The following is an 18,351-nucleotide window of genomic DNA, read 5'->3' on the forward strand; positions in this document are numbered from 1 at the left end:
AGTACGCTTTTTTATTTTTGAGATTAACTCAAGTGTTGAGGTTGCTCATCGACGACTTCAGCTTGCCACTCATTCATCTGCTTTTCTAACAGACCAAACAAAGCCGCTTGAATCATATGCTGTGCGACAGTTGCTGTTTGATCGCCAAGTATGGCTTTGACCTCATCACTAAACTGTATCTTAACTAAAGGCTCATTTTCAGAACCCGCATTGCGCAAAGCCAGCTCACCACCCTCGAGTTGGACCAACTCAAGAACTGCTTCTTGATTACCAAATAATTCTTTTAACTGTTGCATTGACATAAATTTTCTCCATGCTTCAACATGGTGGCAAAGTATTTTGCGCTCACGTCTTATTTATATAAGTACTGTTGGCATAGATTTCAAGTCGCTTTAAACATTCGACTTAGAACTCAACCATTTCATTACGGAAACCATCAATTAAATGACTCAATTCACGATGCCATTCACGTAAAATTTTGGCATCGGGCAACCAAGCCTGCGGACTTTGAGTGACCTTGATGATCAGATTTGAGGACGTCTCATTTTCAGGTTCAGGTGCTGTAGGCTCAGGTGCATATTGACACATACGGTATGCACGCTTTAACTCTGCCACAAAACCATCTTTAGCCAATTGCTGCAAAACTAAAACCTCAGGTGAAACCTGCCCTTTATCTGCCATATGCTCTTCAATCGATTTAAAGGTCGGCTGTAAATCATTGAGACGGTAATAACGTACCAATTCCTGCAAGAAAGCTAAAAGTGCACCATGCAAATGGAAAACCGCAGCTTCGCGATAGGCCTGTGCCTGCTGAATATGCTCAGTTTGCTCCGCTTGTTGACATGCAAGACGAGCAAAATACAGTTTTTGATTGGTACGATCTGCATGATAACGAGCAACACGGGACATAATATTTTCCTTCAAGATCCTTTCGCTTGGTTTAGGGACTATTGAGATTACACCTTACGAGCGATAACGCTGATTGCGCTGCGATTAAAGCAGTGCTTTACTCTTGCTCAGGGGTACAGCTGAAATATCAATAGACCCTACCTAAGATTAAATGCTTTAATGATAAAATCAATATCTTTTGAGCCTACCCATGCGTCATATTCAACAAGCCATACTGAGCTTAATATGCTGTGTGGTCATCCCAACCACCTACAGCTGTGAGCCGGCAGGATTAGACTGGGAAAAGCTCTATACAGATTATGATGTAAACCATGATCAAATGATTGATCTAAATGAATGGAAAAAACTGATCCAGTTACAAGGCCAACCCGTTGCTTGGCAAAAACAGGTCCTCACAATTGATTCCAAAAGAATAAAGATCTTTAAAGCTTTAGACCTTAATCACAATGGTCTGATCGATCAGCAAGAAATGATCAATATCTATCAATATTTTTCAAACCCTTGTCAGGGCTGGGGTTCAACTTGGGGTAAATAACGGTAGGATACGTTATCCAATGTCCAACTCAAGCAGATAGAGTTTTCGTTTGGCAATGATTTGAATCGGTGGATCAATCGGACGAATATTACCAATAACCCAAGCAAAATATCCTTCAGCCCAATACGTTGCACAAGCTGCGTCAACTTCATCAGATCGCCATGGATGCACTGATTCAATATCCACCAATGCAACTGCAAAACCAACGTCTTCATCCCCATCACTCAAAAGAAAGTTTTGATTCTCTACAATTATCAAATCTTTTAATGGCAACATTTCAGGTTGCCATGAGCGAACTTCAAGAGTTTTTATTTTCTTCGCTATTCGCTCAGCATTTGGTGCAACAATTGATAAAGCAGTATATTGCTTTAACATTGATAATTAAGCTTTATCATCCGCAGCTTTGACACGAATGCCTTGGCTTTTTACTTTCAAGGTATTTAAACCTTTAATTGCTTTAATCGCTTCACGTGGATTTGGCATTTCAACAAAACCAAAACCTTTCGATTTCCCCGTTGCTTCGTCTTTGACCACGATACAAGACTCAACTTTTCCATATGCTTTGAATAAGTCGAGAATTTCCGCATCAGTCACATTACGGTCTAAATTACGAACTAAAATTTTCATGCTAAAACCTAAAAGATGATTCATTGTAGAATCAATGAATCAAAAGAAATTGAATCTGCCTAGTTTAATCGAAATCAATCCCAAAACCTAAATTGATTGTGGTAGCACGAGAACGATTGCTTTGACCATAGCCACGTGGAATATCTCGATGAATCTGAACATCGACTAAATGTTGAGGTAAATCATTGAGGAAGTAACTTTCTATTTTTCTTCCTAACTCATCATATTGATCTTGTGACCATAAATTTAAATTCTGTTTGGTCAAAATCAATTCATCTTCTGCACGTGTTAAGGCCACATACAGCACACGACGCTCCTCCTCCACATCATCAAAATCGCCTTGTGCACGTGCATGAGGATATTGATTCGGAGAAACATGTGGGACATAACAGACTTTTTGTTCAGCGCCCTTAGCTGAATGGATGGTAATCAGCGTCACTAAATCTTGGTCAGGTGTTTTATCAATTTCTGAGATAGAAATTGGATCAAGTACATATTCCTCTAAGAACTCCCCAAGAGCACTGTGTTTACGTGCCAATTGCTTGACCAAATCAAAGTCTTTAACACGGCGTGACCAATCTTTCGTTTTATAATTATTTTCCAGCTGTTCATTTAGCGCATCCAGTGCGAGGCCAATACAAGCTTCAACATGCTGCTGCAATACATCGAGCTGCATCAAAATTAAAATCGCCTGTTGTGGTACTTTGCCATGCCGCTCTAAACGTTGGCAACGGGCTTTGATATCAGGCAGTTGAATCAGCTCTTGCGCCAATTTACTGGCACCCACATCGCCCACGCCATCCCAAAGCGTCAGGAAACGCATCCAGGCTAAATCATCTTGTGGGTTAACGCTGACCCGAAGTAAGCTCAATACGTCTTTAACATGTGCAGACTCAAGCAGTTTTACCCCACCAACAAAACGATAAGGGATATTGGCTGCAATCAAAGCACCTTCCAAATAACGCCCACTAAAACCTGAGCGCAGCAACACCATATGTTCTGCCCATGCCGCACCTTGCATATGACGGCGACTCAAATCCTGAATAATCCAGTTGGCTTCTTCAAACTCATTGCTCAAGATATGCAGTTGTGGCTTTAAACCTTTGCCCCGATAAGCCTGTAGATGCTTGTCATATTCAATTTGGCTCTGCTCCAGCAGCCAATTGGATAAATCTAAAATACCTTGGGTCGAACGATAATTCATTTCCAAAGTCAGCACTTCCGCATCGGGTACACGCTCTTTAAAATGATGAATATTTTCAAAATCTGCGCCACGAAAGCCATAAATGGATTGTGCATCATCCCCTACGCAAAACAGTTTTACCTTGCCAACTAAAGGCTGAAGCAAAGCCCATTGCAGTGGATTAGTATCCTGCATTTCATCAACCAGTAAGGCAGAACAAAAACCAGTGACCCACTTCACTAACTCTAGTGAACTTTGCAAATGCACGGCAACAATAGACAGGATGTCATCATAATCAAGAAAATTACGCTCTTGCTTGCGTTGCTCATAGGCTTTCATCAATTCAACAATTTGAGCTTTGTACTCAACCGCTTGGGGTAACTGCTCAATCAATGCATCTGACAATTTGGTTTTGGTATTCCGCGCATAAGAATACAGATCGCATAACTCCGCAGCCTTCGGCAAGACATTGCCCTTATCTTTACCACGCAATAAGCGGAACATCAGCAACTGATCATCTCGATCAATAATACTGAACTGGGTCAGGCCAAAAGCACGTGGATTACGGCGCAATAGATACATACAAAAAGTATGAAAGGTTGATGCACGTAAACCTTTGGCCTGTGCGCCCATATGTTGTTCAACACGCGTCACGATTTCACTTGCTGAACGTCGGGTAAAGGTCAGAATCTGAATTTGTTGTGCAGCTAAACCCTGATCAATTAAATATGCTGCTCTTGCCACGATGGTTTTGGTTTTACCACAACCTGCTCCAGCCAAGACCAGACAATTTTGTGCTGTCGTTGTGGCTGCTTGTTTTTGTTGAGGATTCAGTTCATCAATTAGCTTGGCAAGCGTCATACAATCGGTCAATTAAAAACGAAATACTATTTTAGCAGACTCAAGCCATCGAAATGTTTCCGACTACAAAAACAAAAAGAGCATGTGTATTACATGCTCTTAGTTTTAACTTGATCGTTTAAATTGTGGTTGAGCTATGTGGTAACTGCTTAATTGCGCCAGCAAAAGTCAGGTAATTAATGCCTTGGAATAGAATATCAATCGCAAGGAACATCCCCAATACCCAGAACGGTGAATCAGGTGATGAAAGAATGAGAATACCTGTGAGTAAGGTTAATATGCCGGAAAACAGCACCCATCCCCAGCCTGAAATTGGTCTAAGGATAAAGGCGTTCACGGTACGGATAATCCCTGCAATAATTAAGGCAACCGCCAAGAAACTGGTGAGTACCACCGCGGTAATCACGGGTGTAGTAAACGCAAAGTAACCTGCTGCCAGATACAGCACACCAAACAAGGCCCACAACCAACGTGTCCCCCCTTTAAACACCATAAATGCGGCAACAAAATGCAAGATACCACCCAACATCATCAACACACCGAACAGCAATACCGCAGATAGTGTTGCAAAGGGTAAAGCCGCTAAAAGAACAAGGCCAAAAATAACCAATAATACGCCCAATAACAGATACCATTTACGATCAGCGTGCAGCTGATTGCGAATTAGATCGTTACCCACTGTTTTCATCATTATTTACTCTTTTATCATCAATGTTATATCTCTATATTGATCGCGTTTTTCACTGAGTTCTGTATAAGGCATGTTGAGAATTAATGACGGAATGTCAGAAAATGGATGTTTTCTTTGATCTTTTTAAGTTGTGTCATTATTTTTTTTAAAGATATGAATAAGTCGGAACTTATCCACAATTTATTTGATCCAGCCTATTTCTTGGGCGGTCAGCACACTGATCACAGTTTGTTCTAAATCGTTTGGCATTTTACTTTTGTGTTCGGACAGTGGAATCCGTCCACCCATTATTTCAGCTTCAGTTTGTGGATAGAGCGGCTGTTTATCTGCCTGTGCATAGCCAATCGGAAAAATAGGTTCACCATTGGCTAAGTTATATTTATCGGTCGCGCCAAAACCATGTAATAACTCATGTACCAAGACCACATTGTTCTGTTCTGCCTGTTTTGCTGATGCAAATAAATTGACTGAACCAATGCGCCCACGTTCCAGCGCAGTTGAGTGCTTGAGTTCCCGACTTTGCTTCGGATCATAGAAATTCAGATATAGAGTTAAACTCGGTGAACCATCTGAGGATTGATGCTGCTTCCATGCATAAAAGCGAAACTTGAGACTCCATAGAATATTATTCAGAATACTCGGCTGCTCAGACATCTTCGGTGGTGCTTGTTGCAATTCCCGTCCGATTTGAACCATAAAGTAGCTGCTTTGCCCTCGATATTGCTGGCTATTTTTTTCTAGATACTGCTTCACCTCAGCAAAATCATCTTGCTGCAATTGTTGAATATACTGCTGTGTTGTAGCTAAACCATCGGCATTAATCGGATGCAGCAGTACATTAATCGGCTGATTCCAATCCTGATTTTGATCACGATAAGCATTGATCGCAACAATTAACAATACCAGCAATAAACATGCAACTCGGATATTTTTCCACATGAATTTCTCCCCCAACCCAAAGTCATTATTGTTTTTCTTTATGCTATAAAAAATGCCAGCAATCGCCAGCATTTTTTTTAACCTTAATGTTTAAGCTTCTACCCATTTCCCATCTTGGAAAACCAGACTCCACTTGGTTTGCTTGCCTTCAGCAGTCTCAGAACCTACATACTGTGCTTGGTTCTTACGGCTGAATTTCACTACCGTTGGATTACCTTCTGGATCGACATCTGGAGCTTCTAACAAGAACTGATATTTCGGATCAAGCTGCTCAGCCACACTGCGTAATTCAGCCACTTTCGGTGCACGTGTTTCACGGATTTTCGGGAATTTGCTGGCTGCTAAGAACAGACCTGCTGCACCATCACGTAATACGAAGAAATCATCATGCTTGGCTGAACGTAAGTGTTCCATTTTGATTGGATCAACACGCGGCGGTGCTGGTTGGCCGCTCTTTAATACTTTACGGGTATTGTCACAACTTGAGCAGGCAAAGTAAGGGCCAAAACGACCTGTCTTTAACTGCATTTCACCATCACATTTATCACATGGAATGGTTGGACCATCATAGCCCTTAATCTTGAATTCACCTTCCTCGACTTCGTAACCATCACAATCAGGGTTATTACCACAGACATGCAATTTACGACCACCATCGACCACATAGCTGTCCATTGCTGTACCGCATTTAGGACAACGGTGTTTCGACATCAAATCTGCTGTTTCAGCTCCATCATCATCCGACAATGCCGCCAAAGACTCAACTGGTGTTAAGTTGAGTGTGCCTTTACAACGCTCTTTCGGTGGCAGGTTATAACCTGAACACCCTAAGAATACACCTGTTGTTCCGGTACGAACCTGCATTGGACGCGAACATTCAGGACAAGAGACATCGGCAACTTCGACTGGCTGATTACGGCGCATGCCGCTTTCACCCTGCGCATTAGTCAAACGTTTCTTGAAATCACCGTAGAAGGTATCCAGTAACTCTTTCCAGTTACGCTCACCCATTGCGACACGGTCTAATTGACCTTCTAAATCAGCAGTAAAGGCATAATTCATCAGGTTATTAAAACTTTCATCCAGACGATCCGTCACGATCTCACCCATCTTCTCGGCAAAGAGACGACGGTTTTCCAGTTTTACATAACCACGTTCTTGAATAGTCGAAATAATCGCAGCATAAGTCGATGGACGACCAATCCCTTTCTTCTCTAATTCTTTCACCAAAGACGCTTCGGTAAAGCGTGCAGGTGGCTTGGTAAAATGCTGACTCGGATCAAGTTTTTCTAACTTAAGTACTTCACCCACTTTCACCGCAGGCAATAAAATATCATCATCAGATTTATTTGCACCACGAACACGGGTAAAACCATCAAATACCAGCGTACGGCCTTTCGCCTTTAACTCAACATTTGACGCTTCAACAGTCAAGGTCGAAGATAAATATTCTGCTGGTGTCATTTGACAGGCAACAAATTGACGCCAAATCAAATCATATAAACGTTGTGCATCACGCTCGACACCTGCAAGTTTATCGCCAGTCAAAGCAACATCTGAAGGACGGATTGCTTCATGGGCTTCTTGTGCACCTGCTTTATTGCCATAGCGATTTGGCTTGGCAGGGACATATTTTTCACCAAAATTTTGTTGAATATGGTTACGCACCATATTCACAGCGTCATCACTTAAAAAGGTTGAGTCTGTACGCATATAGGTAATGAAACCACCTTCATACAAACGCTGCGCTAGCATCATGGTTTTCTTTACAGAGAAACCTAAACGCGTACTCGCCGCTTGTTGTAAGGTTGAAGTGATATACGGTGCACTCGGATTAACTTTGGTTGGTTTATCCTCACGTAGTGCAACTTTATATTCAGCATCTTTTAATACACTGAGTAAGGCATCTGTTTCGGCTTTATTTTTAAGCTTAAGTGTTTTACCTGCTTGCTTAACCGCTTCTAAGCGAATGTCTTCTTTCTTAGAAATGGTATCTGCAAAAACTTGCCAGTATTCTTCTGGAATAAATGCACGGATTTCACGTTCACGTTCAACCACCAGTTTCACAGCAACTGATTGCACGCGTCCTGCCGATAAACCACGGGCAATCTTTTCCCATAGTAATGGCGACACCATAAAGCCCACAACACGGTCAAGGAAACGACGCGCCTGTTGAGCATTAACACGGTTTAAATCAAGTCGTGTTGGCTGTTTAAATGCTTCTTGAATAGCATTCTTGGTAATTTCGTTAAAGACCACACGATGGTAGCGACTATCATCCCCACCAATCACTTCTCTTAAATGCCAAGCAATTGCTTCCCCTTCTCTATCCAAGTCCGTTGCGAGATAGATTGCATCTGCATCTTTGGCGAGTTTTTTCAGTTCGGCAACTACATGTTCTTTGCCCGGGAGCACTTCATAGTGTGCGATCCAATCATGCTCTGGATCGACCCCCATACGGTTGATCAGCGCAGACTGTGCTTTTTCGGCTTTCTGTTGATCCGTTAATTTGGCACGGGTTGCGGGCTTCTTTTCAGTGGATTTCGCCCCGCCTCCTGTCGGTAAATCACGCACATGACCGACAGATGACTTCACCACATATTGTGAACCCAAATATTTATTAATTGTTTTCGCTTTTGCAGGCGACTCCACAATCACTAAGGCACGTTTCTTTGCAGCAGATGCGGAAGCTGCTGTGCTTTCTGAAGCAGAGCGTGGAGTATTCGCCATAATAAATCGTTTTTCCTATGATCAATCAGAGAGTTAGCGCTGTGCTAAATCATGTAAATAAGCTTTTATCTGTTCAAGCTGTGTGGCTCTTAGGTCAGTTTCTTCATCCCAATACAGTCCGACACAGTTTGCCTGCATATCAATAGCATAAACTCCTTTTAATGCAATGGTTAAATCATTAAATTTCTGATCCCCTTGCACAACCTGAAGCTTGCCATCCACCACCCGCGCCCGCATTAACGCCAAACGAGCATCTGGAATCAGCACACTATAATAAGCCACCATACTGGCACGTTTTTCCGATGCCATTGGAATCTTGGTCCATTCTGGCGCAACGATTAAACGCGGATGCAATCCCATTTTGCGCGCCTGATCACGCATCATACCCAATGCCTTTTCTCGTGGACTGACACGCAAGCCAAAAATCGAGCCAAGTACAAACAGTACAATCGCAACCGTGATCCAAATTCCAATATTACTCATAAAGTAGCCCAAAACTTTCTTTTATTAGCGTTACATAAGTTGAATCAAAAAGGCAAGTTTCAACGTAAAAAATAATCTTGTATTCAACTGCACCCTTTAAAGCATCCCTTTTTCAGACGATCAAAAGCCTAAATGCCCAATCCTTTTAACGCGCTTACTTTCATTCAATCAGGGTTAATTTTCCGAATTGATCAAGATGTGCATCGCCCCAATTCTTTAATGCAACAATAATATGCTCCAGACTACGACCTAAATCAGTTAAACAATATTCAACTTTTGGAGGAACCTGCGGATAGACCTCTCGATGCAGAATGCCATCTTGTTCTAATTCACGGAGTTGATTGGTGAGCATTCTCTGGGTAATACTCGGTACACGCTTACGAATTTCATTAAATCGTAAAGTGCCTTCATTAAATAAGTGCCAGAGAATGACACATTTCCATTTACCATCAATCAAACTGATGGCGGCTTCGACGGAACAACCCGGGGAACAATCAAAGCTCGAATGTCGCATTTTTGCCATTTTACAGTATCCTTTTTGACACTATGAGCGTTATTTGTCTGTAGTCACTAAAATTAAGCTTAAGTTATGCTGAGATTCCAATCAAGTGGAAGCAAAACCATGAAAGCTGTGGCATATCAAAAGGCAGGTGCAATTCGTTTAGACAATGCGCTTGTAGACATTGAGATCGACTCACCTATTGCACATGGACATGATTTACTCGTTCGTGTGCAAGCTGTTTCGGTCAATCCAGTCGATACCAAAATTCGGAACAATAAAAGTGCAGAAGATCAGCAATGGAAAATTCTGGGCTGGGATGCAGTGGGTGTCGTTGAGGCGATTGGCGAACACGTCACTCAGTTCAAAATTGGTGACCTCGTCTGGTATGCAGGTGCACTCAACCGACAAGGCAGTAATAGTGAATTACAATTGGTTGACGAGCGTATTGTCGGACATAAACCCAAGTCACTTGATGCTAGCGAAGCGGCAGCGCTACCTTTAACCGCCATTACCGCATGGGAAATGCTGTTTGATCGATTACAAGTTCCTCGAGCTGCGGCTGAGAACACTTCAATCCTCGTCATTGGCGGTGCTGGTGGGGTGGGTTCAATCACCATTCAATTGCTCAAACAATTAACCAATCTAACCATCATCAGTACCGCATCTCGACCAGAAACGTCTGAATGGGTAAAACAGTTGGGTGCTGATTATGTCCTAGACCATCGCCAAGCTTTAGCTCCACAAATTCAGCAGCTCGGCTTAAATGCGCCTTTATATGTATTTTCAACCACGCAAACCGATCAGCATCTCGCGGATATTGCAGAACTGATCGCAGCACAAGGTCGTTTCGGTTTAATTGATGACCCTGAACAACTCGACATTAAGCCCTTTAAATCAAAGTCTGTTTCGGTGCACTGGGAGTTTATGTTCACGCGCTCTATGTACCAGACTGAAGATATGATCCAACAGAGCCAACTTTTGAATCAAGTTGCAAGCTTAGTTGATGAGGGAAAGATTAAAACCACAGTGAGCCAGGTACTTTCGCCAATCAATGCAGAAAACCTAAAACGTGTACACCAACAAATCGAAAGTGGCACGACCAAAGGAAAAATTGTCCTGCATGGTTTTTAAATGCAGTTATACAACCTAAATCTTGCAGTCATGCCACTTAGCATTGCTGCAAGATTTATTAATAATGTGGTGGTTTATCATTTATCGGATCAAAAGCTGCAATTCCTTCCGATAAATCTGAAGATTCAACCCGACGATATAAAAATTGCATTTGTTTTTTTAAATCAGCAATTTCCTGCGTTTGAATTGCGAGTTGCTGATTCAATTGTTCAACTAAATCATCTAAAAATGCAATTCGGACTTGCAAATCTTCAATGGGTGCGGAGAATGACGCGTGATTATCAAAATTTTGTGGTTTAGTCATTTCAGACCTCATCTGAACTTTTAGGAAACATTATGGCCTATATTACTTTAAGGGATGTCCATCTCGCATTTGGCGGACCTGCCTTACTCGACGGCGCGAACTTCAACCTAGAACGTGGCGAGCGAGTCTGTTTAATTGGTCGTAATGGAGAAGGTAAGTCTACTTTATTAAAACTGATTGAGGGAAGCTTGTTACCGGATAACGGTGAAGTTTCAATTCAAAATGGTTTAACTGTTTCAATGTTAGCCCAAGACGTCCCAATGGACTCAGGCAAAGTTGCTGACATTGTTGCCGATGGTGCAGGCGAAGCATCTATTGTATTGAAAGAATACCATGAAGCCAGTGATGCCTGCGTATTGGGTGATATGGAAGCTTGCGACCGCATGGGCATGCTACAGCACAAACTGGATCAGTTGGATGGTTGGGCATTAGAAAACAAGGTCAACTCGATTCTCAGTAAAATGGGACTTGATCCTAACGCAGATCTAGCGGATTTATCGGGTGGTCGTAAACGTCGTGTGTTATTGGCACGTGCTCTACTCACTCAACCTGATGTATTGTTACTAGACGAACCTACCAACCATTTAGATGTTGAAAGTATCGAATGGTTAGAAAAGTTTTTATTGGATCAAAATAACCTGACCCTGCTGTTTATTTCGCATGACCGTTCATTTGTTGACAGCATTGCGACCCGTATTGTTGAGCTTGATCGTGGTATTTTGCGTAGCTACGAAGGTAATTATTCTCGCTATCTCGATCTCAAAGCACAACAAATGGAAGCAGAAGAAAAACAAAATGCTTTATTTGATAAAAAGTTAGCTGAGGAAGAAGCTTGGATTCGTCAAGGCATTAAAGCACGCCGTACTCGTAACGAAGGTCGTGTCCGTGCGTTGCAAGACTTACGTGAACAATCTAAAGCACGTCGTTCACAACAAGGCAAAGTCAGTATGGCAACGCAAGAAGCCAATCGCTCTGGTAAGCTGGTATTTGAAATTGAAAATCTCAGCGTCAGCTATGGCCAACAACCACTGATCAAAGATTTCTCTGCTATCGTACTACGTGGTGATCGTATTGGTTTAGTTGGTGACAATGGTGTGGGTAAAACCACCTTGATTAAAGCGATTTTAGGTGAGATTGAGCACGGTGGTTCTGTGAAAACCGGTACTCAACTCGAAGTTGCTTATTTTGACCAGTTGCGTAATGCCTTAGACCTTGAAAAAACCGTGATGGCCAACGTTTCAGAAGGTTCTGATTTTGTTGATGTGAATGGTAACCGCCGTCATATTTATAGTTATCTGCAAGACTTTTTATTCTCGCCAGAACGTGCGCGCACCCCAGTTAAAGCCCTATCTGGTGGTGAGAGAAACCGTATCTTATTGGCAAAATTATTGCTCAAACCATCGAATTTAATCGTCATGGATGAGCCAACCAATGACTTGGATATGGTGACACTTGAGCTACTTGAGGAAATGCTGTCTGACTATAAAGGTACATTGCTGTTGATCTCGCATGACCGTGCCTTTATGGACAATGTCGTAACTTCGACATGGGTATTTGATGGTAAAGGTAACATTGATGAATACATCGGTGGCTATCAAGACTATTTGGAACAACGCCCAGATCAGAAGGTCGTTGATCAGAAAAGCGATGTAAAAAAAGCGCAAGCCAAAGCAGAGGCGGCCGCAGCACCTAAAAAGGTAAAACTCAGTTATAAAGATCAGCGTGAGCTTGAGCAACTGCCTGCTGAGATTGAAAAATTGGAAACTGAACAAGTAGAATTATCAGAAAAATTAGCTGATGGGTCTTGGTTTGTTTCAGATGCCAATGCCGCAACTGCAGCCAGCCAACGCCTAGCAGAAATTGAAGAAGTATTGCTAGAAAAATTGGAACGCTGGGACATTTTAGAAAATATGTCTAAAGGCAACTAAGTTGATTGAGCATTTATCCTTTCGAGGGTAAATGCTCCTACCTCAGATACTCAATTCAGTTCAAATTAAAACCTTCTTTAAATTTCTGGTAAATATTAAAATTTTCATCATCAAAACAAATAAAAACAACCTGTTGTACACATATTACCTTACTTAGTTGTTCAGCAATGGTCTTTAAGGCGATCTGTGCGGCTAGTTGTTTCGGAAAGCGATAAATCCCCGTTGAAATATTGGGAAATGCAAGGCTTTGTAGTTTCATCTCTTCTGCTAATTTAAAACTATTGAGATAGGCACTTTCCAATAGTCTCTCTTCCTGATGCTGCCCATCGACCCAAGTCGGTCCAACCGTATGGATGACATATTTAGCAGGCAGATTTCCTGCTGTGGTCACGACCGCTTCGCCAACTGTACAACCACCTTGCTTGGTACGAATCTTTTGACAATCTGCCAAAATCGCTGCGCCACCACGACGATGGATCGCGCCATCCCCCCACCTCATAGTGAAGTATTGGCTGCATTAACAATTGCATCTACCCCGATTGGGGTAATATCCCCTTTGATTATTCTGATACTTTTCAAAAGATTCCCCTTCTCAGTGTGTTATATAAGAGATCGTGAACGATAAAAACAGCTTTAGTTTTATTTTACATTTAAAGTTGCCAAACTCACTTCATGTTACACTGCTCTGAAATTCAACGTTATTCTCTTTACTAAGTTTATGAGTCAAAATCAGTCTTATATCCCTGGCGAATTTCAATGGAAATTTCTATTACCCAAATACTGGAAAATTTGGATCGCCATTCTTTTTCTTATGCTATTGGCCATTCTCCCGTGGGCTATTCAATGGCGCTTGGCACATGGTTTAGCCGCTTTATGCTGGCGCGTGCTCAAATCACGCCGTAAAACCACACTTCGGAATTTAGAGTTGTGTTTTCCAGAGTGGTCGCCTGCCGAGGTTGAAGCACAAGCCAAACAAGTTTTCGTGGATATGATGCTTGGTGTATTTGAAACCCTCAATGCTTGGTACTGTCCCAAATGGTTTAAAGGCCGCCATAGTATTGAAGGCTTAGAACATATCACCGATGCAAAAGCACAAGGTAAAGGCGTGTTATTACTCGGCACCCACAGCACCTTATTAGATGCAGGCGGTTATATCTGTTCTCAATATTTTGAACCCGATGTGGTGTATCGCCCACAAAACAATCCGCTGTTGGATATGCTGATTTATCGCTGTCGTGCCACCATTTATCAACATCAAATCGATCACGATGATATGCGTGGTTTGATCCGTCGACTCAAAGATGGTGGTGCAATCTGGTATAGTCCTGATCAAGATTTTGGTTTAAAACAAGGCGTGATGGCTCCTTTCTTTGGTGTTCCAGCGGCAACCGTGACTGCTCATCGTCGTTTACTCAAAATTTCGAAAGCGGTTGCAATCCCCTTATATTTCTATCGTTATGGCGATGTTCGCAACCCAAAATATAAAGTACTGATTGAGCCAGTTGTGGACAATATGCCAAGCGAAGATGAAGTCGATGATGCGATTCGCGTGAATAAAATTATTGAAGCTCAACTCCGTATCGCACCTACGCAATGGATGTGGTTCCATCGTCGTTTTAAAACCCGTGCTGAAGGTTACGACAAAATTTATTAAGCTAAAAAAGCCGCCTCATGAATCAATGAAGCGGCTTTTTTCTAAAGCAATAACCACAATTAATTCGGGAAAATCACACCCGTACTTAAATCAAAATAAGTTGGGGTATTACTATACACTGAACCCAATTTGACATTAATGAACCAACCTAAGTTACCTTGATCTTGTAAACGGTTTTGAATCTCGCTCGGTAGATCAAGCTTATAAATCGCATCTTCTTTAAAGACTTTTGATTCAATGCTGGCTGTGCTTTCACTATCGCGTTCAAATAAATAGCCTTGTTGTAACACACCAAATCCAATCGAATTATCTTTATCAATCAAATAATAACCTTCTGCAGCTTGCTGTTTTAGCAACGCATCTAGTTTGGTTGGATTATCCTCAAAGAATCCTGCTTCCGTTTTTGGCATGTCAAAATAACGATAGCTATAGGTCCCATTATGGGCGCTGCTATTTACACAAGTTGGGATGTAATACATGTCATTCTTGGTACCATTGGTTGTGAAGTCTTCACCCGCAGAGATTAATTTACAGCCTTGTGCGCCGAGCTCATTAAATGCAGCAAGAATACTTGCTCTGGTTTTATTGGTTAAAAAGCGATTGTCATAAGTATAGGTTGCGGGCTTCTTATCATTTTTCACAAATAAATATTTATAGGTATTGCTTGGATCCTCTCTTAAGAACGACTTATAAATAAAGCCAGACTCACCTTGCTTTTTCATTTCAGCTAATTTGAGCACATATCTATTTGCGATCACATTGGTGGTGATATCAGCAATTTTATAGCTATAGGTATCGGTTGAAGCATTATTTTTTACATATAAGTTTTTAGGTTCAGGGAAATCACTATTGGCTTTTTTTACATCCAATGATGTACCCGCCAAGGCAAAACCTTGACTACCCTGCTCATTGGCTTGCGCCAAGAAATTGGCCCAAGACGCTTGATTATCGAGTAGACGATAACTTGCTGTTGCTTTACTCACAGTCGGTTTTAATAAGCTATAGCCTTCGACATTGGTACGGGTATAACAAGTGACAACTTTAGATGGATCGACTGAATCCATATAAGTTTGAATATCTTTAATATTCGCTGTTTCACTCACTGCACACATGCCATCACCTTTAAAGGCATAAGCTGAAGCAATTCCATTTGGTCGATAGCGATCACTATATTTCACTCGATTTGCCGTGGTTGTACCGCTGGTTTCAGTCGCTGCAATCTCGCTAATCAGTGCATCATCCGATGCAACATCGTAATTTTTAATGACTGCACCAGTACAATCCTCTTTTTCAAATTGACGGGTTTCAATGGTAAAGCGAACGCTGTTTTCGGACGCTTTATGTACTGTTAAATTGGTTCGTGCTCCCTTATGACAGAATCCACCCAACCATGAACCCACAAAACGATCAGCCACGACTGGAGTTGGTGTAGGAGTCGGGGTGGGCGTTGGAGTCGGGGTAGGTGTTGGGGTTGGTGTAGGCGTTGAATCTGAATCATTATCAGATCCACAGCCCACCAAGATTGCGCAAGTTACGCTAAGTGCTAGTTGAGTCCATATATTTTTCATTGCATCACCCTCTGTGTGATTTTTTCACATATTTGTGTATGTGAAAATTTAACACTTTTATGCTTGAGTGCAAATATGTTTATGCGTAAATTAATAACGAAAGGTAAAATCATTTCTTATTGATGGTTCGAAGGTATGGATGCTCAAGAAAACTTAGCAAGACAATTCAATGCCTTACCGAAAGAATGGCAGGCATGGTTAGAGGAAAATTTAGAGCGCGGTTGTGCTCCCATTGATTTAGCCAATATTCTGTTGCGTGAAGGTTTAATTGACCTAAATAAAGATTTTTCTGCTCCGATATACGCTGAAGAGCAACACTACCGAGAACTTGAACAGGCAGCAGCCACAAAACAAACCCAACTCAGCAGTACATTTACACCAGAACAAAAAAAATGGTTGGCTCAGATGCTACTGGATGGTTTAAGCAAAGCTGAGATTTATCAGTCATTGATGAAGCAAGGATTGAATGAAAACGATATTGCATTCGAATGGGTACAGTTAAAGCAACATCCTTATTTTCAAATCGCCGAAGAGCAGCACTTCCTGCTCAAAAAACGTAATTGGCTGCTGCATACTTTAGATCGTTTTGCCCGTTTAAATCCTGAATATCAGCAGATTAAGCGAATTTCAAAACCTGATTTTGCAGATTTTATCCAACAGTATTACAGCCGAAACTTACCGGTAATTTTGACTGATGCTACCCAGCATTGGCCTGCTTTACACAAATGGTCACCACAATATTTCAAACAGGCTGTCGGTACACAAGAAATTGAAGTTCAGTTCAATCGTGAGCAAGATCCTTTATTTGAACGTAACTCGATTCAACATAAAACCAAAATGCGGATGAGTGATTTTGTTGATTTAATCGAACAAACCCCACATTCCAATAATTTTTATATGACAGCGAACAATGCCAAAGCTAGCCAATCTAGTCTGGCTGCATTGTTTCAAGATATTGATCATTTTCATGGCTATACGGACCACGCCCAAGTCTATGATCGTAGCTTCATCTGGTTTGGCCCTAAAGGTGCCTTTACCCCCTTACACCATGATTTGACCAATAACTTTTTAGTACAAATTTATGGACGGAAAAAAGTCACCCTGATTCCTGCAATGCAAACACCACACCTCTATAATGATGTCGCCGTATTTAGTAAAATTGCCGATCCTCATCGTCCTGATATAGTGAAATCATTTCCAGATTTTGCCCATAGCAGCAAAATCGAATGTATCCTGAATGAGGGCGAGGCCTTATTCATTCCGCTAGGTTGGTGGCATTGTGTCGAAAGTTTAGACATTTCTATGAGTGTTTCCTTTACTCATTTCAATATCGACAATGCGGGCGCTGAATCCTTTCCTTCACTAAGCGGGCATTAAAAATTGTGTCAGCCAATGACTTAACCGAATCCGTTCTTAAGGTGTTCTAATGGTAAAACCAACAGACCAAGTCATCAACACAGCGTCATCTGAATTGAATGCACAAGGTGTGATTCCGCAAGATGCAGAAACCACGTTGGATAGCATTTACCCCATGATGCAGCATATCGCACGTTGGTTAATCCATTCAGGTGTTGGCTATACCGATTTCGTGGCTGCGCTAAAACCCATTTTTTATGAACAAGCCTTGGTTGAATTAGAACGAATCAAACAGAATAAAACCGATTCAGCAGTCAGTTTATTATCGGGACTGCATCGTAAAGATGTCAGCGCTTTTCGACAGCAAGCCAATCAAGTCACCAATGAAGCTCCTAATTTTGCCATTAGTGTTCCTGCCCGCGTCATTGCCCGCTGGATTGCCCTTGATCTGCCCCATCAAATTCCTGTTTCCGGTGAGGAAAATAGTTTTGAAGCCTTGGTTAAACATATTTCAACAGAAAAACATCCGCGCTCGATTTTGTTTGAATTACAGCGTTTAGGTGTAGTTGTTCAAATCAATCAAGAGGTCGTATTACAACAACATAGCTTTACCCCAGATAACCAAATGCAAGAAAGTAAAGCCCTGTTTTCTGCCAATCTCAGTGACCATTTGGCTGCAGGGATTGATAACTTTATCAGTGAGAAACCCTTTACCCATCTTGAACAAGCTGTGCATGCCGAAAAATTAACAGCACAATCTGTTGAGGCACTTCGACAGTTGAGTATTACACTTTGGCAAGACATGGCAAAACAACTTTTAAATGCCGCGATTCAGCATTGTGATCAAGACCAAGAAAAAGATGATGCTCATTATCAATTTCGCTTTGGTGTCTACCAGTACGATACTCAGATAAAACTACAAGTGCCTTATATTTTTAAGGATAAATAAC

The 18,351-nt window shown here is 41.7% G+C and carries 18 protein-coding genes and 1 pseudogene; 6 read left to right on the forward strand and 13 right to left on the reverse strand.

The annotated features are described in order from the left end of the window. Positions 1 to 23: 23 nt before the first annotated feature. Both B2727_RS13855 and B2727_RS13860 read right to left on the reverse strand, forming a co-directional pair. Positions 24 to 302, reverse strand: coding sequence for a hypothetical protein (locus tag B2727_RS13855; protein ID WP_004802556.1), 279 nt, complete (start codon positions 300 to 302; stop codon positions 24 to 26). Positions 303 to 405: 103 nt separating this feature from the next. Then, the gene (locus tag B2727_RS13860) at positions 406 to 909 is read right to left on the reverse strand and encodes a DUF6586 family protein (protein WP_005192240.1); all 504 of its coding nucleotides are present in this window, start codon (positions 907 to 909) and stop codon (positions 406 to 408) included. A gap of 190 nt (positions 910 to 1,099) precedes the next feature. Between B2727_RS13860 and B2727_RS13865 the strand changes: the two genes are divergently transcribed. After that, the gene (locus B2727_RS13865; RefSeq protein ID WP_033133272.1) at positions 1,100 to 1,444 is read left to right on the forward strand and encodes an EF-hand domain-containing protein; all 345 of its coding nucleotides are present in this window, start codon (positions 1,100 to 1,102) and stop codon (positions 1,442 to 1,444) included. Positions 1,445 to 1,456: 12 nt separating this feature from the next. Here B2727_RS13865 and B2727_RS13870 read toward each other — a convergent pair whose 3' ends face one another. The 8 genes from B2727_RS13870 to B2727_RS13905 all read right to left on the reverse strand — a co-directional run bounded on the left by B2727_RS13870 (position 1,457) and on the right by B2727_RS13905 (position 9,481). Continuing rightward, positions 1,457 to 1,819: an ASCH domain-containing protein gene (locus B2727_RS13870; protein ID WP_033133271.1), complete on the reverse strand. Its 363-nt coding sequence runs from the start codon at positions 1,817 to 1,819 to the stop codon at positions 1,457 to 1,459. 6 nt (positions 1,820 to 1,825) lie between these two features. Further along, positions 1,826 to 2,071, reverse strand: coding sequence for an RNA recognition motif domain-containing protein (locus B2727_RS13875; protein ID WP_033133287.1), 246 nt, complete (start codon positions 2,069 to 2,071; stop codon positions 1,826 to 1,828). 64 nt (positions 2,072 to 2,135) lie between these two features. Further along, on the reverse strand, positions 2,136 to 4,115 hold the full coding sequence (locus tag B2727_RS13880; protein ID WP_033133270.1) for an ATP-dependent helicase: 1,980 nt from the start codon (positions 4,113 to 4,115) through the stop codon (positions 2,136 to 2,138). A gap of 118 nt (positions 4,116 to 4,233) precedes the next feature. Continuing rightward, a complete protein-coding gene (locus B2727_RS13885) occupies positions 4,234 to 4,806 on the reverse strand; it encodes an HdeD family acid-resistance protein (RefSeq protein ID WP_033133269.1) in 573 nt (190 codons plus the stop codon). A gap of 180 nt (positions 4,807 to 4,986) precedes the next feature. Continuing rightward, positions 4,987 to 5,745, reverse strand: coding sequence for a hypothetical protein (locus B2727_RS13890; protein WP_005200281.1), 759 nt, complete (start codon positions 5,743 to 5,745; stop codon positions 4,987 to 4,989). Positions 5,746 to 5,835: 90 nt separating this feature from the next. Next, the gene (gene topA, locus B2727_RS13895; protein WP_033133268.1) at positions 5,836 to 8,475 is read right to left on the reverse strand and encodes a type I DNA topoisomerase; all 2,640 of its coding nucleotides are present in this window, start codon (positions 8,473 to 8,475) and stop codon (positions 5,836 to 5,838) included. Between the two features lie 33 nt (positions 8,476 to 8,508). Next, complete coding sequence (locus tag B2727_RS13900; RefSeq protein WP_004802536.1) at positions 8,509 to 8,958, reverse strand: hypothetical protein; 450 nt, start codon at positions 8,956 to 8,958, stop codon at positions 8,509 to 8,511. A 160-nt stretch (positions 8,959 to 9,118) separates the two neighbouring features. Next, positions 9,119 to 9,481: a winged helix-turn-helix transcriptional regulator gene (locus B2727_RS13905; protein ID WP_033133267.1), complete on the reverse strand. Its 363-nt coding sequence runs from the start codon at positions 9,479 to 9,481 to the stop codon at positions 9,119 to 9,121. Positions 9,482 to 9,580: 99 nt separating this feature from the next. Between B2727_RS13905 and B2727_RS13910 the strand changes: the two genes are divergently transcribed. Next, on the forward strand, positions 9,581 to 10,591 hold the full coding sequence (locus tag B2727_RS13910) for a zinc-binding alcohol dehydrogenase family protein (protein WP_033133266.1): 1,011 nt from the start codon (positions 9,581 to 9,583) through the stop codon (positions 10,589 to 10,591). A gap of 58 nt (positions 10,592 to 10,649) precedes the next feature. On the opposite strand, the gene B2727_RS13915 is transcribed toward B2727_RS13910, so the two are convergent. Next, the gene (locus B2727_RS13915; RefSeq protein ID WP_004656007.1) at positions 10,650 to 10,895 is read right to left on the reverse strand and encodes a SlyX family protein; all 246 of its coding nucleotides are present in this window, start codon (positions 10,893 to 10,895) and stop codon (positions 10,650 to 10,652) included. Positions 10,896 to 10,927: 32 nt separating this feature from the next. On the opposite strand from B2727_RS13915, the gene B2727_RS13920 reads away from it, so the two are divergent. Beyond that, positions 10,928 to 12,823 carry an ATP-binding cassette domain-containing protein gene (locus B2727_RS13920; protein ID WP_033133265.1) on the forward strand — a complete coding sequence of 632 codons (1,896 nt, stop codon included), beginning with the start codon at positions 10,928 to 10,930 and terminating at the stop codon, positions 12,821 to 12,823. Positions 12,824 to 12,878: 55 nt separating this feature from the next. Here the strand turns inward: B2727_RS13920 and B2727_RS13925 are convergent. Continuing rightward, positions 12,879 to 13,402: pseudogene (locus B2727_RS13925) on the reverse strand (macro domain-containing protein). Between the two features lie 139 nt (positions 13,403 to 13,541). Between B2727_RS13925 and B2727_RS13930 the strand changes: the two are divergent. Further along, on the forward strand, positions 13,542 to 14,477 hold the full coding sequence (locus B2727_RS13930) for a lauroyl acyltransferase (protein ID WP_033133264.1): 936 nt from the start codon (positions 13,542 to 13,544) through the stop codon (positions 14,475 to 14,477). Positions 14,478 to 14,536: 59 nt separating this feature from the next. Here B2727_RS13930 and B2727_RS13935 read toward each other — a convergent pair whose 3' ends face one another. Beyond that, positions 14,537 to 16,045, reverse strand: a complete 1,509-nt coding sequence (locus B2727_RS13935) for a PT dipeptide repeat lipoprotein (protein ID WP_033133263.1) — start codon at positions 16,043 to 16,045, stop codon at positions 14,537 to 14,539. A 135-nt stretch (positions 16,046 to 16,180) separates the two neighbouring features. Here B2727_RS13935 and B2727_RS13940 point away from each other — a divergent pair, with 135 nt between their 5' ends. Together B2727_RS13940 and B2727_RS13945 are read left to right on the forward strand one after the other, a co-directional pair. After that, positions 16,181 to 17,422 (forward strand): cupin-like domain-containing protein, encoded by a 1,242-nt coding sequence (locus B2727_RS13940; protein ID WP_033133262.1) that lies wholly within the window; start codon positions 16,181 to 16,183, stop codon positions 17,420 to 17,422. 49 nt (positions 17,423 to 17,471) lie between these two features. Then, a complete protein-coding gene (locus B2727_RS13945; RefSeq protein ID WP_033133261.1) occupies positions 17,472 to 18,350 on the forward strand; it encodes a DUF6502 family protein in 879 nt (292 codons plus the stop codon). Position 18,351 lies beyond the last annotated feature (1 nt).

Origin of the sequence: Acinetobacter sp. UBA991 (assembly GCF_002292065.1) — a bacterium.
Classification (GTDB): domain Bacteria; phylum Pseudomonadota; class Gammaproteobacteria; order Pseudomonadales; family Moraxellaceae; genus Acinetobacter; species Acinetobacter higginsii.

What these genes read in the sequence shown, in the direction of transcription:
- B2727_RS13855 (WP_004802556.1), bottom strand. Translation starts at nt 302, where the DNA reads ATGTCAATGCAACAGTTAAAAGAATTATTTGGTAATCAAGAAGCAGTT.
- B2727_RS13860 (WP_005192240.1), bottom strand. Translation starts at nt 909, where the DNA reads ATGTCCCGTGTTGCTCGTTATCATGCAGATCGTACCAATCAAAAACTG.
- B2727_RS13865 (WP_033133272.1), top strand. Translation starts at nt 1,100, where the DNA reads ATGCGTCATATTCAACAAGCCATACTGAGCTTAATATGCTGTGTGGTC.
- B2727_RS13870 (WP_033133271.1), bottom strand. Translation starts at nt 1,819, where the DNA reads ATGTTAAAGCAATATACTGCTTTATCAATTGTTGCACCAAATGCTGAG.
- B2727_RS13875 (WP_033133287.1), bottom strand. Translation starts at nt 2,071, where the DNA reads ATGAAAATTTTAGTTCGTAATTTAGACCGTAATGTGACTGATGCGGAA.
- B2727_RS13880 (WP_033133270.1), bottom strand. Translation starts at nt 4,115, where the DNA reads ATGACGCTTGCCAAGCTAATTGATGAACTGAATCCTCAACAAAAACAA.
- B2727_RS13885 (WP_033133269.1), bottom strand. Translation starts at nt 4,806, where the DNA reads ATGATGAAAACAGTGGGTAACGATCTAATTCGCAATCAGCTGCACGCT.
- B2727_RS13890 (WP_005200281.1), bottom strand. Translation starts at nt 5,745, where the DNA reads ATGTGGAAAAATATCCGAGTTGCATGTTTATTGCTGGTATTGTTAATT.
- topA (WP_033133268.1), bottom strand. Translation starts at nt 8,475, where the DNA reads ATGGCGAATACTCCACGCTCTGCTTCAGAAAGCACAGCAGCTTCCGCA.
- B2727_RS13900 (WP_004802536.1), bottom strand. Translation starts at nt 8,958, where the DNA reads ATGAGTAATATTGGAATTTGGATCACGGTTGCGATTGTACTGTTTGTA.
- B2727_RS13905 (WP_033133267.1), bottom strand. Translation starts at nt 9,481, where the DNA reads ATGGCAAAAATGCGACATTCGAGCTTTGATTGTTCCCCGGGTTGTTCC.
- B2727_RS13910 (WP_033133266.1), top strand. Translation starts at nt 9,581, where the DNA reads ATGAAAGCTGTGGCATATCAAAAGGCAGGTGCAATTCGTTTAGACAAT.
- B2727_RS13915 (WP_004656007.1), bottom strand. Translation starts at nt 10,895, where the DNA reads ATGACTAAACCACAAAATTTTGATAATCACGCGTCATTCTCCGCACCC.
- B2727_RS13920 (WP_033133265.1), top strand. Translation starts at nt 10,928, where the DNA reads ATGGCCTATATTACTTTAAGGGATGTCCATCTCGCATTTGGCGGACCT.
- B2727_RS13930 (WP_033133264.1), top strand. Translation starts at nt 13,542, where the DNA reads ATGAGTCAAAATCAGTCTTATATCCCTGGCGAATTTCAATGGAAATTT.
- B2727_RS13935 (WP_033133263.1), bottom strand. Translation starts at nt 16,045, where the DNA reads ATGAAAAATATATGGACTCAACTAGCACTTAGCGTAACTTGCGCAATC.
- B2727_RS13940 (WP_033133262.1), top strand. Translation starts at nt 16,181, where the DNA reads ATGGATGCTCAAGAAAACTTAGCAAGACAATTCAATGCCTTACCGAAA.
- B2727_RS13945 (WP_033133261.1), top strand. Translation starts at nt 17,472, where the DNA reads ATGGTAAAACCAACAGACCAAGTCATCAACACAGCGTCATCTGAATTG.